Origin of the sequence: Microbacterium sp. K35, from assembly GCF_004794375.1 — a bacterium.
GTDB classification, from domain to species: Bacteria; Actinomycetota; Actinomycetes; order Actinomycetales; family Microbacteriaceae; genus Microbacterium; species Microbacterium sufflavum.
Genome location: NZ_SSDM01000208.1, coordinates 1 through 14839 on the forward strand (window position 1 = coordinate 1; position 14839 = coordinate 14839).

The window sequence follows — 14839 nt, forward strand, 5'->3', positions numbered from 1 at the left end:
CCTCCGCCGTGGTCGCCGAGGCCGCCGCGCTCGCGGAGGAGTGGGACCATGCCCCGCTGCGGGCCGCCATCGCACGATTCGCCGACGCCGCGGGCCTGCGTGCCGGAGCAGCGCCCGCCGATGCGGAACTGCTGACCGCCAGGGAGCAGCAGGTGCTCGACCTCATCGCGGAGGGGCTCAGCAACCGTCAGATCGGGGAGCGCCTGTTCATCAGCGTGAAGACGGTGAGCGTGCACGTGTCGGCGGTGCTGCGCAAGCTCGGGGTCAGCACGCGCACGGAGGCGGCGCTCACACGGCAGGCCCTTGACCCGACGTCGGGCAGGTCCGCCGTGGTAGCGTGACCGAGCACGCGTGTCGGATCTTCCGGTGCGGTGCAGGCCGCGTCAGCGGCCGGCTTAACAGAAAGTAGAAAACACATGGCCACTGGCACTGTGAAATGGTTCAACGCGGAGAAGGGCTTCGGCTTCATCGCTCCTGATGACGGCACGGAAGACCTCTTCGCCCACTACTCGGCTATCGCCGGCTCCGGTTTCAAGGAGCTCCGCGAGAACCAGAAGGTCGAATTCGACGCTGAGCGTGACCCCAAGGGCATGCAGGCGGCGAACATCCGCGCTCTCTGAGCGTGCGCTGACTTCCTGAAGCCGGTCGGATCCATCGGATCCGACCGGCTTTTCGCATCCCTCCGGACCTCCGTGCGGTGTCATCGAATTGAGGATGACCTAACTTCGGGTTAGATTAGGCGAGGCTTACCAAAGGCCGGGCGCGTTCTCGTGCCGCCACCCCTCCTCCCATCCCGAAGGGAACGCCTGTGCGCATCTCTCGCCTGCTCGCCATCGGCGCGGCCGCCGCGCTCGCCGTGTCGCTCGCCGCCTGCTCGTCCTCGGCCCCCGAGTCGACCTCCTCCTCGGGCGGCAACCCCGCCTCCGACGACGCGTTCCCCGTCACGATCGAGCACGCCTTCGGCGAGACCACGATCACCGAGAAGCCCGAGCGCGTGGCCACGGTCGCCTGGGCCAACCACGAGGTCCCGCTCGCGCTCGGCATCGTCCCGGTCGGCATGAGCAAGGCCACCTGGGGAGACGACGACGACAACGGCATCCTCCCCTGGGTCGAGGAGAAGCTCGACGAACTCGGCGGCGACAGCCCGGCTCTGTTCGACGAGACCGACGGCATCGACTACGAGGCCGTGGCCGACACCGAGCCCGACGTGATCCTCGCGGCCTACTCCGGCCTGACGCAGGAGGAGTACGACACGCTCTCCAAGATCGCGCCGGTCGTGGCCTACCCCGAGGTCCAGTGGGGCACGTCGGTCGACGACATGATCGAGATGAACGCCACCGCGCTCGGGCTGAAGGACGAGGGCGAGGCACTGATCGATGAGCTGCACGCCGACGCCGACACCGCGCTCGAGGCCCACAGTGTGCTGAAGGACAAGAAGGTGCTGTTCGCGTACTTCGACCCGAGCGACCTCAGCACCATCGGCTACTACACGGCCGCGGACACGCGCCCCGGGTACCTCCACTCCCTCGGCCTGCCGTTCCCCGCGATCGTGGAGGAGAGCGTGGGCAGCGACAAGTTCAACCTCGAGGTGAGCGCCGAGGAGGCGCAGAAGTTCGACGACGTCGACGTGCTGGTCACCTACGGCGACGACACGACCCTCGCCACGCTGCAGGCCGACCCGCTGCTGTCGAAGATCCCCGCGATCGCCGAGGGCCGCGTCGCGATCCTGCCCAACGCCACGCCCATCGCCGCCTCGGCGAACCCGTCGCCGCTGTCCATCCCGTGGGGCCTCGACGACTACCTGGCGATCCTGGCCGCACCGCTCGCGCCGTAACCGCGTCGCACCACCGCCGAGAGTCATCGTGATCTCCGCACCCGTGCTCGCACCGGACGCCGCCGCCCTGCGGCGCCCGGTGCTGGCGCGCACCCTCTGGCTGTGCGCCGGGGTCGTGGTGCTGCTGGTGCTGGCGGTGCTCTCGGTGTCGTTCGGGGCACGCGCGGTCTCCCTCGACGACATCCTCGCCGCCCTGGGCGGACAGTCTGACACGATCGGGCAGGCCGCGGTGATCAAGCGCCTCCCGCGCACGGTGCTCGCGCTGCTCGTGGGCGCCGCGCTCGCGCTTGCCGGGGCGACCATGCAGGCCGTGACCCGCAACCCCATCGCCGAGCCCGGCATCCTCGGCATCTCGAACGGGGCGTCGTTCGCGGTCGTGCTCGGCATCGCGTTCTTCGGGCTGAGCAACCCGTACGGCCAGATGGCGTTCGCGATCGCCGGCGCCGCGGCGGCCGCGGTGTTCGTCTACGCCGTCGGGTCGCTCGGCCGCGGCGGCGCCACCCCGCTCAAGCTCGCCCTGGCGGGCGCGGCGACCTCGGCCGCGTTCGCCTCGCTCATCAGCGCGGTCATGCTGCCGCGGGTCGATCTGCTGCAGACCTTCCAGTCGTGGCAGATCGGCGGGGTCGGGGGAGCCGAGTGGCCGCGCATCGCGATCACCGCCCCCGTGCTCGCGGTCGGCGCGCTGCTGTGCTTCGTGACCGCCCGCGGCATGAACTCCCTCGCACTCGGCGACGACATGGCCACGGGGCTCGGCGAGCACGTGGCGCGCACGCGCGCGGTCTCGGCGCTCGGCTCGGTGATCCTGGCCGGAGCCGCGACCGCGATCGCCGGGCCCATCGGCTTCGTCGGGCTCATCGTGCCGCACCTGTGCCGCCTGCTCGTTGGCACCGACCACCGCTGGCTGCTGCCCTTCTCGGCCCTCGCGGGAGCGGCCCTGCTGACCGCGAGCGACATCGTCGGCCGGGTGATCTCGCCGTCGTCGGACGAGATCCAGGTCGGCATCATCACCGCGATCATCGGGGCGCCGTTCTTCATCTGGATCGTCCGCCGACAGAGGGTGAGGGAGCTGTGAGCACCACGGAGCACACGCTCGTCCGCGCGGAGGAGTCCGCGGCCGCCCGCACGGCCAGGGTGATCGCCGGACGCCGGGCCCGTCACCGCCGGCACGCGCTCGTCACGGTCGCGCTGGCCGTGGTCGTGCTCGCCCTGTTCACGGTCGCGCTCATGGTGGGCAACACGTTCTATCCGCTCGACGAGGTGATCCGCGTGATCCTGGGCGAGACCGTGCCGGGGGCGTCGTTCACCGTGGGCGACCTGCGGCTGCCGCGGGCGATCCTCGCCATCCTCGCGGGGCTCGCGTTCGGCATGGCCGGCGTCACCTTCCAGACCATGCTGCGCAACCCGCTCGCCTCCCCCGACATCATCGGGATCTCGCACGGCGCCGGGGCGGCCGCGGTCTTCGGGATCGTCGTGCTCTCGCTCAACGGCCCGATGGTGTCGCTGCTCGCACTCGCCGGCGCCCTCGTCACCGCGCTCGCGATCTACCTGCTCGCGATCAAGGGCGGCTTCGCCGGCGCCCGACTGATCCTGATCGGGATCGGGGTCGCGGCGATGCTGCAGAGCGTCATCGCCTACCTGCTCTCCCGCGCCGCGAACTGGGACATCCAGACCGCCATGCAGTGGATCACCGGCAGCCTCAACAACGCCTCGTGGGAGCGGGTGCTGCCGATGGCGATCGCCGCGGTCGTGCTGGTGCCGCTGCTGCTGACGCAGGGGCGGGCCCTGGGCGCGCTCCAGCTGGGCGACGACTCCGCGGCCGGCCTCGGCGTGCGCGTCGGCGTCACCCGCGTGGTGTTCATCCTCGGTGCCGTCGCGCTGCTCGCCGTCGCGACCGCCGCCACCGGCCCCATCGCGTTCGTCGCCTTCATGGCGGGACCGATCGCCGCCCGGCTCACCGGACCGGGCGCGACCCTGCTGCTGCCCAGCGGTCTCGTCGGCGCGGTGCTGGTGCTGGCGGGCGACCTCATCGGCCAGTTCGCGCTCGGCACGCGCTACCCCGTCGGCGTCGTCACCGGGGTCGTGGGCGCGCCGTACCTGATCTACCTCCTCATCCGTACCAACCGCACCGGAGGCTCCCTGTGACCGCCGCCCACACCCTGTCCGCCGAGGGCGTGACGCTCTCCTACGGCGACCGCACCGTGGTCGAGGGGCTCGACCTGCAGATCGCCCCGGGCAAGATCACGACGATCGTCGGCGCGAACGGCTGCGGCAAGTCCACCCTGCTGCGCGCCCTCGCCCGGCTGCTGTCGCCCGTGGCCGGCCAGGTGGTGCTCGACGGCACGTCCGTGCACACCCGCCCCACCAGGGAGGTCGCGCGCATCCTCGGGCTGCTCCCGCAGTCGCCCGTGGCCCCGGAGGGCATCGCGGTGGCCGACCTCGTCGGGCGCGGACGCCACCCGCACCAGCGGGCGCTGTCGCGCTGGAGCGCGCACGACTACGAGGTCGTCGCCGATGCGCTCGACGCCACGGGCATCAGCGACCTCGCCGACCGCAGCGTCGACGAGCTCTCCGGCGGACAGCGTCAGCGCGTGTGGATCGCGATGGCCCTCGCGCAGGAGACCGACATCCTGCTGCTCGACGAGCCGACCACGTTCCTCGACGTCGCCCACCAGGTCGAGGTTCTCGACCTGCTCACCGACCTGAGCGTCGCCCGCGGCACCACGATCGTGATGGTGCTGCACGACCTCAACCTCGCCGCCCGCTACGCCGACGAGCTCGTCGCCATGAAGGACGGCCGCGTGCACGCCACGGGGTCGCCGCAGGACGTGGTGACCGCCGAGCTCGTGGAAGAGGTCTTCGGGCTGCCCAACCAGATCACCGTCGACCCGGTCTCCGGGAAGCCGATGGTCACCCCCATCGGAAGGCATCATGTCCGCTGAGACGACCACGACCGAACGCCCGACCTACCTCCTCACCCGCGCCGAGGTGCGCGCCGTGGAACGCGTGTCGCCCTCGTTCGTGCGGGTGACCCTCGGCGGGGACGACCTGCGTGAACTGGGCACCCCCGGCGCGGTGTTCGACAGCCGCATCAAGCTCGTGTTCCCGCCCGCGTCCGGGGTGCTGCCCGAGATCGACCGCTCCACGGACGACTGGTGGGGCTCCTACCTCGCGGTGCCCGAGGCCGAACGCGGCGCGATGCGCACGTACTCGGTGCGCGAGCTGCGGGTGGCCGCCGACGGCACGACCGAGGTGGACGTGGACTTCGTGCTGCACCTGGAGCCGGGGCTCACCGGGCCCGCATCGCGGTGGGCGAGCGCGGCCGCCGTGGGGCAGGAGCTGTGGCTCGTCGGTCCGCGGCGCGGGGTCGTTCCGCACGGCGGTGCCGAGTACCGCCCCGGTCGCGCCGACTCCGTGGTGCTGGCGGGCGACGAGACGGCCGCCCCCGCGATCGCCCGCATCCTGGAGGACGCCCCGCGCGACCTCCGCGGTGTCGCGTTCATCGAGGTGCCGTCGCCGGCCGACGTGCTGCGCATCGACCCGCCCGCCGGGGTGGAGGTGCACTGGCTGCCCCGGGACGTGGGCGAGCCGCACGGCCTCCGGCTCATCCCCGCGGTGCTCGGCTACCTCGGAGACGCCGACGCGACCGACGAGATCCGGGTGAAGGACGTCGACACGGAAGACCTGCTGTGGGAGACGCCGGAGTACTCGGGTCTCGGCGAGGACATCGACCCCGCGACCGTGACCCCGGTGGAGCGCTACTTCTGGATCGCGGGGGAGAGCGGCGTGGTCACGACCCTGCGTCGGCACCTGGTGAAGGACCTCGGCATCGACCGCCGCCAGGTCGCGTTCATGGGCTACTGGCGCCGCGGCGTGGCGATGCGGGGCTGACGTGACCGCGACCGACGGGCGGCCCGCCCTGCAGGGCGACTCCCTGGTGCTCGGCTACGGCCGTTCCCGCGTGGTGCACGACGTGTCGCTGCGCCTCGCCCCCGGGCGGGTGACGGCGCTGATCGGCCCGAACGGCAGCGGCAAGTCGACCGTGCTGCGCGCCCTCGCCCGCCTGCACCGCATCGACGGCGGCACGGTGCGCGTCGGCGGGGACGAGCCGCGGGATGCGGCCGCCCTGTCGGCGAAGGAGTTCGCGAAGACCGTGGCGATGCTGTCGCAGTCGCGTCCCCACCCGTCCGGCATCGAGGTGTCCGACGTGGTCGCGTACGGGCGGCACCCCCACCGCGGTCGCTTCGCCGGCATCACCGAGGCCGACCGGGCAGCCGTGGCCCGCGCGCTCGCGCTCACCGGGCTGTCCGACATGGCCGCCCGCCCGGTCGACCAGTTGTCGGGCGGAGAGCTGCAGCGCGTGTGGCTGGCGACCGCGCTGGCCCAGGACACCGGGGTGCTGCTGCTCGACGAGCCGACCAACCACCTCGACCTGCGCTACCAGGTGGAGACGCTCGACCTGGTGCGCGAGCTCGCCGACGACCACGGCACCGCCCTCGGCGTGGTGCTGCACGACCTCGACCACGCGGCCTCGGTGGCCGACGACGTGGTGCTGCTGCACCGCGGGCGCGTGCACGCCGCCGGGACCCCCGTCGAGGTGCTCACGGGCGAGAACCTGTCGGAGGTCTACGGGCTGCGCATCGACACCGTCGTCGACGACGAGACCGGGCTGGTGCGCGTGCGACCGCGCGGCCGCCATCACGCCCGGCATCGCGCCGGCACCGCACTCTGATCCACCCCCACCCCTGGAGGAACACCCGATGAAGAAGACCCCCCTGGCCGTGCTCGCCCTCGGTGGTGTGCTGACCCTCGCGCTCGCCGAGTGCGGCACCACGCAGACGCCGTCCGCCTCGGACGCCGCAGCGCCCGTCTCGACCAGCGAGGGCTGCGCGGACGACGCGACCTCGACCTCGACCGGTGCCGTCTCGGTGACGGACGACCTGGGCCGCACGGTCGAGCTCGACCGGCCGGCCGAGCGCATCGCGGTGCTGGAGTGGCAGCAGATCGAGGACGCGCTGACGCTGTGCGTGGCCCCGGTCGCCGTCGCCGACGCCGAGGGCTACTCCACGTGGGTGTCGGCGGAGGAGCTGCCGGACGACGTCGTGGATGTGGGCACGCGGCAGGAGCCGAACCTGGAGACCCTGTTCGGCACCGACCCCGACCTGGTGATCGTCGAGGTGCGCGGGACGGACGACCCGATCGTGGCCCAGCTCGAGGAGTACGACGTGCCGGTGCTCGCGACGGTGGGCGCCGATGCGAAGGACCCCATCGCGAAGATGCTGAACACGCTTGACCTGATCGCGCAGGTCACGGGTCGTGAGGAGCGCGCCGACGACGTGACCGCGGAGTTCCAGCAGCACCTCGACGACGCGAAGGCCGAGCTGGCGGACCGCGAGCTCGCGACACGCGACTTCGTGTTCTTCGACGGCTGGGTCGACGGCGGCAACGTCGCCCTGCGGCCGTTCGGCCAGGGCTCGCTCGTCGGCGAGGTCGGCGAGCAGCTCGGACTCGTGAACGCCTGGACCGGGACGGTCGACCCGGTGTACGGCCTGGGGCAGACCGACGTGGAGGGCATGACCACGGTCGGCGACGCCAACCTGTTCTACACCGGTACGGAAGACCCCGACTCGGAGAACATCATGGACGCCCTCGCCGACAACCCGGCCTGGACCTCGCTGCCCGCCGTGGCCGACTCCCGCCTGACCGCGTTCCCCGCGGGCATCTGGACGTTCGGCGGCCCCCGCTCGACCGCGCAGATCGTCGACGGCTTCGTCGAGGTGCTCTCGAAGTGACCGAGACCCTCCGCCTCGACGACACGACGGATCCCGCGGCGCCGGAGCGTCGCGCGACCGCCGTCTCCGTCGAGGCGGAGGGTCGCGGGCCGAAGGCCCTCCTGACGGGGGTCGGGGTGCTCGTCCTGCTCGCGGTGCTGCTGGTCGCGGTCGCCGGCTGGCATCTCACGCAGGGCACGAGCGGGGCCGTGCTGCCCCCGGCCGACGTGCTGTGGGGCTCGCGGATCCCGCGCCTGGCCGCGGGCGTCGCGGTCGGGGTCGCCCTGGGCGTGGCGGGGATCCTGCTGCAGTCGCTCGCCCGCAACGCGCTCGCCTCGCCCGACACGCTGGGGGTGACCGCGGGAGCGTACCTCGCGGTCACGGCGCTCGCCGCGTTCGGGATCGCCGTGCCCGTGTGGGCGTCCGGGGCGGTGGCGTTCGCGGGCGGGCTCGTGGCGGCCGGGATCGTGCTCGGGCTCGCGGGCGGTGCCGGCTCGTCCACCACGCGCCTCATCCTCGCCGGCACGGCCCTGGCGCTGGCCTTCCAGGCGGGCACCTCGACCCTGCTGATCCTGTTCGACGAGGAGACCACCGGGCTGCTCGCGTGGGGGAGCGGGAGCCTGTCGCAGCTCGGGCTGACCGCGTTCCTCCAGGCGGCCCCGGTCGTGGTGGTCGCCACCGTGCTGGCCCTGGTGCTCGCCCGACGCCTCGACATCCTGGCGCTCGGCGATGACACGGCCTCGTCGCTCGGGGTGCCGATCCGTTCCACGCGGGCGATCGGCATCCTCCTCGCGGTCACGCTGACGGCCGTGTCGGTCACGCTCGCGGGACCGATGGGCTTCGTCGGACTGTGCGCGCCGGTGCTCGCGCGGCTGCTGTCCCGCGTGGTGCCCAGCCTGAACCGGCACCTGCTGCTGATCCCGGCCGCGGGGCTGCTCGGCGCGATCGTGGTGATCCTGGCCGACGCCCTGCTGCGGGCGCTGATCGGCGCCGAGGCCGCGATCCTCATCCCGACGGGGGTCGCGACGACGCTGCTGGGCGCGATCGTGCTGGTGCTCATGGCCCGACGGCTGCGCGACGCCGGCCCCACCCGCGAGCCGCCGCGCGTGCGCTTCGGTGTGCGCAGCCGCGTGCGCTTCCGCGTGACCCTGGTGGTCGTGGCGCTCGGGGTGGCCGGGGTGCTGCTGCTCGGGCTGCTCGCCGGTCACACGTGGCTGCTGACGGGCGACATCGCCCTGTGGCTGCAGGGGCAGGCGGCCCCGCCGATCGCGTTCGCGCTGGACGAGCGGGCCCCGCGGGTCGTGGCCGCGGTCGTGGCGGGAGGCGCGCTCGCCCTCTCCGGCACGCTGATCCAGGGGGTGAGCCGCAACCCGCTCGCCGACCCGAGCATCCTCGGGGTCACCGGTGGCGGCGGGCTGGGGGCCGTGCTGGTGATCACGAGCGCGGCGTCGTCGACGGGCGGGATGATCGCGGGTGCCGTGACGGGCTCGCTGCTCGCGTTCGCCCTGGTCTACCTCCTGTCGTGGCGAGGAGGTCTGAGCGCGGACCGGTTCCTGCTCGTGGGTATCGGGGTGTCGTACTTCACGGTCTCGCTCACGACGTTCTTCCTGCTGCGGTCGAACCCGTGGGACACCCCGCGGATCTACACGTGGCTGTCCGGCACGACGTACGGTCGCGCGTGGGAGCAGATCCTCCCGCTGGTGATCGTGCTGGTCATCGCACTGCCGTTCGTGGTGTCGAGCCGCCGCGAGCTCGACGTCCTGTCGCTCGACGAGGACACGCCGCGGCTGGTGGGCATCCGGCTGGAGCCGGTGCGCCTGCTGCTGCTCGCGGTGGCGGCCGTGCTCGCCGCGCTGAGCGTCACGGCGATCGGGGTGATCGGCTTCGTGGGGCTCGTGGCGCCGCACGCCGCCCGGGCGCTGGTGGGAGCGCGGCATGCGCGGGTGATCCCGGTCGCCGTGCTGCTGGGCGGGCTGCTGGTCGCGGTGGCCGACACGATCGGTCGCACGGTCATCGCGCCCGCGCAGCTGCCGGCCGGCCTGGTGGTCGCGCTGATCGGCGCCCCGTACTTCGTCTGGCTGCTCTGGCGCTCGCGCGACGCCTGACCCCGCCCCTCGGCCCGCCCTGTCCGTTCGTCCCGTGGCGGGATCGAAAACGCACCCCCGGGGGCGTCCGGAGGTGCGTTTTCGATCCCCGAGCCGGGGTGGGTGGGTGGAGGAGGGGGGTTACTTCGCGAGGAAGTCCTTCAGGGCGGCGTTGACCTCGTCGGCATGGGTCCAGAGCAGGCCGTGCGGCGCGCCCTCGACCTCGATGTACGTCGCCTCGGGGACGGCCTGGTGGAAGCGGCGGGCCGTCGCGTCGATCGGCAGGATGTTGTCCTTCGTGCCGTGCAGGATGAGCGTGGGCTTGCCGGCCGCGCGCACGGCCTCGACGTCGCCGCGGAAGTCCTCGATCCACGTCGGCACGACCGCGTAGGCGGCGACCGGGGCGCTGGTGACCGAGAGGTTCCAGTTGGCGTCGACGACCTGCTGGCTGATGCGGGTGCCGAGGTTCTCGTCGAGGTTGTAGAAGTTCTTGTAGAACTCGGTGAACCAGGCGTAGCGGTCGCCCTTGGCGGCGGCCTCGATCCCGTCGAACACGTCCTGCGGCACGCCCTCGGGGTTGTCGTCGCGCTGCACGAGGAACGGCTCGAGCGAGGCGAGGAAGGCGAGCTTGGCGACGCGCTCGTGCCCGTAGCGGCCGACGTAGCGGGCGAGCTCGCCGGTGCCCATCGAGAAGCCGACGAGCACGACGTCGCGCAGGTCGAGGGTCTCGAGCACGGTGTTGAGGTCGGCGGCGAAGGTGTCGTAGTCGTAACCGCTGCCCACCTTGGAGGACTGGCCGAAGCCGCGGCGGTCGTACGTGATCACGCGGTAGCCCTGGGCGAGCAGCTCACGCGTCTGGCGCTCCCAGCTGTGCCCGTTGAGCGGGTAGCCGTGGATCAGCACGACGGGCTGCCCGGATCCCTGGTCCTCGTAGTACAGCTCGATCGGGGTGCTGTTCTCGTTCCCGACGGTGATGTAGCCCATGATCCTGGTCCTTTCGGTTCCGGTGAGAACGATCGTTCTCGCTCGATGTGTCCAATCTAGAGAACGAGCGTTCTCATGTCAAGTAGACTTCTGCACATGACCGAAGACCACGCTCGCGAGCGCATCCTCTCCGCCGCGGAGGAGCTCTACTACCGCAAGGGATACGCGGCCGTCGGCATGGACGAGCTGCGCACGGCCGCCGGCGTGTCGCTGCGTCGCCTCTACTCGCTCTTCCCCGCCAAGACCGACATCGTCTCGGCGGTCCTCGCCCGCAGGCACACCGAGTGGGAGTCGGGTCTCTCCGCCGCTGTCGCCGCCGCGGGCGACGGGCCCCGCGCGCGGCTGCTCGCCGTCTACGGCTACCTGGAGGACTGGTTCTGCAGCGACGGCTTCCGCGGCTGCGCGTTCATCAACGCATTCGGCGAGCTCGGCGGGACGAACCCCGAGGTCGCCTCCATCGTCCGCGCGCACAAGGCCTCGTTCCAGGAGTACATGGCCGCGCTGGTCGCGGACACCGGTGCCCCGGCCACGCTGGCCGCCCAGCTCTCGATCCTCGCCGAGGGGGCGCAGAGCACCGCGGCGATCTCGGCCGACCCGCAGGCGGCGGTGCACGCGCGCCGGGCAGCCGAGGTGCTCATCGACGCGGCGTTCGCCACCGCCTGAGCTTCGGCACCTCTCGTCAGGTGTCGTCGTCGGCCGCCCGCCGAGCCGCCGTATCCCAGGCCTCGCGCACGCCCCGCAGGTGCTGCTCCGGCTGGAACGGGTGCGACGCCGTCACGGTGCGCAGTGAGCGCTCGACCACGATCCCGGGGTGGTGCACGAGCTCGCGCAGCATCGCCGCCATGCCCTTCGCATCGGGTGAGCCGCACAGGATCCCCGCCTCGGCCAGGCCCTCCCGCAGCCGAGGGTCGACGTACAGCACGCTCCGCGCCGCCCGGAACGCCTCCGCGACCACGACCGGCTGCGGGTCGAGCCCGAACGACGTGACGGCCAGCAGGTGCGAGTCACGCAGAAGGGGCTGGATGCTCTCCGGCTCGACGCGACCGAGGAACTGGATGCTGCTGCCGCTGTCTGGCGCCGCGGTCCCCGCGACCTCGCGCGCCTCGGCGTACAGCGGTCCGTCTCCCGCGATCCGCGCCACGAGTGACCCCGGCGGCAGGTCCTCCCCGGCCCGTCGCACCGCGCGCACGAACTCCAGGATCCCCGACTCGAGGGTGAGCCGGCCCACCCACAGCACCTGCAGCGGCAGCTCGACCGCCTGGAGCGGCACCCCGGGGATCGCGCGCGGTGGCATCGGGTTCGGCACCACCTCCACCTCCGGCAGCCCGGCGATCCGCAGCGCCTCGGCCTGATGCGCCGAGGGCGAGATCACGGCGTCGGCCTCCAGTGCGGCGTCGAGCGTGACGCTGCGCACCGCGGCATCGATCGCGCGCGGGGTGTCGGCGAGGGCGGTGCGAGGAGGGCGTCCGCGCAGCACGCGGGCCAGTCCGCGGACGGCCGCCGCCGCGACCCGGTCGAATCGTCGCAGGTCCGGTCCCTGCCAGAAGAAGGTGTGCACCGTGTGGACGACGGGGATGCCCTGCTCCTGGGCCACCCGGATCGCCGCGGCGGTGAGGCCGAACTCCGAGTGCACGTGCACCACGTCGATCGACCGCTCCCGGAACAGGCGCCGCAGCCGCGCTCGCAGGGCACGACTGTTGCGGATCGCCGGCATCTCGACGCCCGGGATGACCCACGCGGCGGCCATCAGGATCGGTGCCTCCCCCGGCGGCACGGGGCGTGGCGCGCTCCCCGGCTGCGCCGCGCCGATGACCACCACCTCGTCGCCCGCGGAGCGCAGCAGCTCCGCCTCGCGCAGGACGACGGCCTGCGCATCTCCGATGCGGTCGAGTGCGTAGTCGCAGACGAGTGCGATCCTCACGGCGGTCACCCCCAGGTCGTGCGGAACAGAGTGCTGTCAAACGTAACATCTTACCTGCCGGGTGAATGACGCGGGGTGGCACAAGTCTCTTACCTGGTTAGCGATCGGCGGCGGGGCTGTCAAGGGCGCTGCGGCGGCGGTGCCGTCACCCTAGAGTCGCGGCATGGAGACTTCGACGAAAGGCATCCTCCGCCAGAGCCTGGTGATCGCGGCGGCCGTGTTCATGCTGATCGCCGCCGCCATCGGTGCCGGCGCATTCGGCGGCACCTCGGTCGACGAACTGCAGAACGGTGCGCTGTCCGCTCAGGGCTCGTATCTCGCGCCCGCCGGACCGGCGTTCTCGATCTGGTCGCTCATCTACCTCGGCCTGCTCGCCTACACGGCGTGGCAGGCCCTTCCCGCCCGCCGCCAGGACCCCCGGCAGGAGGCCGTCGGCGGCTGGATCGCCCTGTCGATGGTGCTCAACGGCCTGTGGCTCGTGACCGCCCGCTACCTCACGCTGTGGCTCACGGTGCTCGTGATCGCGCTGCTGCTCGCCGTGCTCGCGCGTGTGATCGTGCTGCTGGGACGATTCCCCGCCCGCAGCGCCGTCGACCGCGTGCTCACCGACGGCGCCAACGGGCTCCACTTCGGCTGGGTCACGATCGCCACCGTCGCCAACACCGCCGCCTGGCTCACGCAGACCGTCCCGGAGAGCGCGGAGCAGCAGGCGGAGGTGTGGGCCATCGCGGTGCTCGCCGTGGTGCTGCTCATCGGTGCCGCGAGCGCGTGGTTCACCGGGCGTCTCGCGCCCGCCCTCGCCACCGCGTGGGGGCTCGCCTGGCTCGCGGTCGGTCGTCTGACCGGCGAGCCGCAGAGCACGCCGACCGCCATCGCCGCGATCGTGGTGGCCGCGGTCCTGGTGCTCGTGGGGGTCGTGGCCGTCGTGCGCCGGCGTCGCACGACCCCGCCGACCCTCGCGCCTCAGAGCACCAGCCGGTAGCCCATGCCCGCCTCGGTCAGCAGGTGCACGGGCGAGGAGGGCTCGCTCTCGAGCTTCTTGCGCAACTGCGACATGTACAGGCGCAGGTAGCCGGAGTCGGACACCTGCGCGCTGCCCCAGATCTCCTTCAGCAGATCCTGCCGGGTGACCAGCGCCCCCGGGTGCCGTGCCAGGTGCTCCAGCATGCGCCACTCGGTCGGCGTCAGGTGCACGCGGGTACCGGAGCGGGTGACCGTCTTGGTCGCCAGATCCACCACCACGTCGCCGAAGGCCACGACCGACTCGCCGTTGGCGGCCACCGCGCGGCGGGAGAGCGCCCGCAGTCGCGCCAGCAGCTCGTCCACCTGGAACGGCTTGGTGACGAAGTCGTCGGCCCCGGCGTCGAGCGCCTCGACCTTGTCGGCGGAACCCGTGCGACCGGAGACGACGATGATCGGCACGGTCGTCCACCCCCGCAGCGCCTGGATCACCTCGATGCCGTCCAGCCGCGGCATCCCGAGGTCGAGCATGATGAGGTCGGGGTGCGACTGCGCCGCGGCGGCGATCGCGGCGGCGCCGTCCGCGGCGACGACCACCTCGTAGCCGTGCGCGGCGAGCGTGATGCGCAGCGCCCGCACCATCTGGGGGTCGTCGTCGGCGATGAGGAGCTTCACTCCGTGCCCTCCGTGTCGGCAGGCCCTGCGGCGAGCGGCAGGGAGATGACCATCGTGAGTCCGCCACCCGGCGTGTCCTCGGGTGTCAGGGTACCGCCCATGCCCTCGGTGAACCCGCGCGACAGCGCGAGCCCGAGGCCGAGGCCGGTCGTGTTGTCGGTGTCGCCGAAGCGCTGGAACGGCTGGAAGATGCGGTCGCGGCGCTCGGGCGCCACACCCGCGCCCCGGTCGACGATGCGGATCTCGGCGCGCTCACCCAGACGGCTGGTGGTGACCAGCACCCGGCTGCCCTCGGGGGCGTGACGGTGGGCGTTCGCGATCACGTTCACCAGCACGCGCTGCAGCAGCACCGGGTCGGCGAACAGCGCGGGCAGGGCGGGGTCGAGCGCGAGGTCGACCTCGGACGGGCCGAGACCGAGCTCGTCGACCGCCGCGAGCACGGGACCGGCCGCGTCCACGCGCGAGGCCGAGACCGCGAGCACGCCCGCCTCCACCCGGCTCACGTCGAGCAGGTCGGTCACCAGGGTCGACAGGGTCGCGAGGCTCTCGTCGGCGGTGGCGAGGAGCTCCGCGCGGTCGGTCGCCGACAGGCCCTGCGCGGCCCGGAGACCGA

16 protein-coding genes are annotated in these 14839 nt (G+C 72.5%); 12 read left to right on the forward strand and 4 right to left on the reverse strand.

All coding sequences use genetic code 11. The features are described 5' to 3' along the window. From DW299_RS07840 to DW299_RS07885, 10 genes are all read left to right on the forward strand, one after another. On the forward strand, positions 1-341 hold a 341-nt coding region (locus DW299_RS07840), incomplete at its 5' end, for a response regulator transcription factor (RefSeq protein WP_136036259.1). 75 nt (positions 342-416) lie between these two features. Next, positions 417-620, forward strand: a complete 204-nt coding sequence (locus tag DW299_RS07845; RefSeq protein WP_136036260.1) for a cold-shock protein — start codon at positions 417-419, stop codon at positions 618-620. A gap of 188 nt (positions 621-808) precedes the next feature. Then, positions 809-1834 carry an iron-siderophore ABC transporter substrate-binding protein gene (locus DW299_RS07850; RefSeq protein ID WP_136036261.1) on the forward strand — a complete coding sequence of 342 codons (1026 nt, stop codon included), beginning with the start codon at positions 809-811 and terminating at the stop codon, positions 1832-1834. 28 nt (positions 1835-1862) lie between these two features. After that, the gene (locus DW299_RS07855; protein WP_136032710.1) at positions 1863-2906 is read left to right on the forward strand and encodes a FecCD family ABC transporter permease; all 1044 of its coding nucleotides are present in this window, start codon (positions 1863-1865) and stop codon (positions 2904-2906) included. Beyond that, positions 2903-3976: a FecCD family ABC transporter permease gene (locus DW299_RS07860; RefSeq protein ID WP_136036262.1), complete on the forward strand. Its 1074-nt coding sequence runs from the start codon at positions 2903-2905 to the stop codon at positions 3974-3976. Before DW299_RS07855 ends, DW299_RS07860 begins: the two co-directional genes overlap by 4 nt. Continuing rightward, complete coding sequence (locus tag DW299_RS07865; protein ID WP_136032714.1) at positions 3973-4773, forward strand: ABC transporter ATP-binding protein; 801 nt, start codon at positions 3973-3975, stop codon at positions 4771-4773. The genes DW299_RS07860 and DW299_RS07865 overlap by 4 nt, the downstream gene beginning before the upstream one ends. Continuing rightward, positions 4763-5722: a siderophore-interacting protein gene (locus DW299_RS07870; protein ID WP_136036263.1), complete on the forward strand. Its 960-nt coding sequence runs from the start codon at positions 4763-4765 to the stop codon at positions 5720-5722. Before DW299_RS07865 ends, DW299_RS07870 begins: the two co-directional genes overlap by 11 nt. A 1-nt stretch (position 5723) precedes the next feature. Continuing rightward, positions 5724-6563 carry an ABC transporter ATP-binding protein gene (locus tag DW299_RS07875; RefSeq protein WP_136032718.1) on the forward strand — a complete coding sequence of 280 codons (840 nt, stop codon included), beginning with the start codon at positions 5724-5726 and terminating at the stop codon, positions 6561-6563. 28 nt (positions 6564-6591) lie between these two features. Beyond that, entirely contained in the window at positions 6592-7623 is a 1032-nt protein-coding gene (locus tag DW299_RS07880) for an ABC transporter substrate-binding protein (protein ID WP_136036264.1), read from the forward strand. Continuing rightward, positions 7620-9707: an iron ABC transporter permease gene (locus DW299_RS07885; protein ID WP_136036265.1), complete on the forward strand. Its 2088-nt coding sequence runs from the start codon at positions 7620-7622 to the stop codon at positions 9705-9707. Before DW299_RS07880 ends, DW299_RS07885 begins: the two co-directional genes overlap by 4 nt. A gap of 120 nt (positions 9708-9827) precedes the next feature. Here DW299_RS07885 and DW299_RS07890 read toward each other — a convergent pair whose 3' ends face one another. Next, positions 9828-10670 carry an alpha/beta fold hydrolase gene (locus DW299_RS07890; RefSeq protein WP_136032723.1) on the reverse strand — a complete coding sequence of 281 codons (843 nt, stop codon included), beginning with the start codon at positions 10668-10670 and terminating at the stop codon, positions 9828-9830. A 96-nt stretch (positions 10671-10766) separates the two neighbouring features. On the opposite strand from DW299_RS07890, the gene DW299_RS07895 reads away from it, so the two are divergent. Further along, positions 10767-11333, forward strand: coding sequence for a TetR/AcrR family transcriptional regulator (locus tag DW299_RS07895; RefSeq protein ID WP_136036266.1), 567 nt, complete (start codon positions 10767-10769; stop codon positions 11331-11333). Positions 11334-11349: 16 nt separating this feature from the next. On the opposite strand, the gene DW299_RS07900 is transcribed toward DW299_RS07895, so the two are convergent. Continuing rightward, entirely contained in the window at positions 11350-12600 is a 1251-nt protein-coding gene (locus tag DW299_RS07900; RefSeq protein WP_168443097.1) for a glycosyltransferase family 4 protein, read from the reverse strand. A gap of 154 nt (positions 12601-12754) precedes the next feature. Here DW299_RS07900 and DW299_RS07905 point away from each other — a divergent pair, with 154 nt between their 5' ends. Beyond that, entirely contained in the window at positions 12755-13573 is an 819-nt protein-coding gene (locus DW299_RS07905) for a TspO-related membrane protein (RefSeq protein ID WP_136036268.1), read from the forward strand. Here DW299_RS07905 and DW299_RS07910 read toward each other — a convergent pair. After that, positions 13555-14226, reverse strand: coding sequence for a response regulator (locus tag DW299_RS07910; protein WP_136032732.1), 672 nt, complete (start codon positions 14224-14226; stop codon positions 13555-13557). The genes DW299_RS07905 and DW299_RS07910 overlap by 19 nt on opposite strands. Then, positions 14223-14839, reverse strand: a 617-nt coding sequence (locus DW299_RS07915; RefSeq protein WP_240745344.1) for a sensor histidine kinase, incomplete at its 5' end; no start/stop codon positions are given. The genes DW299_RS07910 and DW299_RS07915, both read right to left, overlap by 4 nt.

Coding starts and splice junctions, on each gene's coding strand:
- DW299_RS07880 (WP_136036264.1), top strand. CDS start 6,592: ATGAAGAAGACCCCCCTGGCCGTGCTCGCCCTCGGTGGTGTGCTGACC.
- DW299_RS07890 (WP_136032723.1), bottom strand. CDS start 10,670: ATGGGCTACATCACCGTCGGGAACGAGAACAGCACCCCGATCGAGCTG.
- DW299_RS07895 (WP_136036266.1), top strand. CDS start 10,767: ATGACCGAAGACCACGCTCGCGAGCGCATCCTCTCCGCCGCGGAGGAG.
- DW299_RS07905 (WP_136036268.1), top strand. CDS start 12,755: ATGGAGACTTCGACGAAAGGCATCCTCCGCCAGAGCCTGGTGATCGCG.
- DW299_RS07845 (WP_136036260.1), top strand. CDS start 417: ATGGCCACTGGCACTGTGAAATGGTTCAACGCGGAGAAGGGCTTCGGC.
- DW299_RS07870 (WP_136036263.1), top strand. CDS start 4,763: ATGTCCGCTGAGACGACCACGACCGAACGCCCGACCTACCTCCTCACC.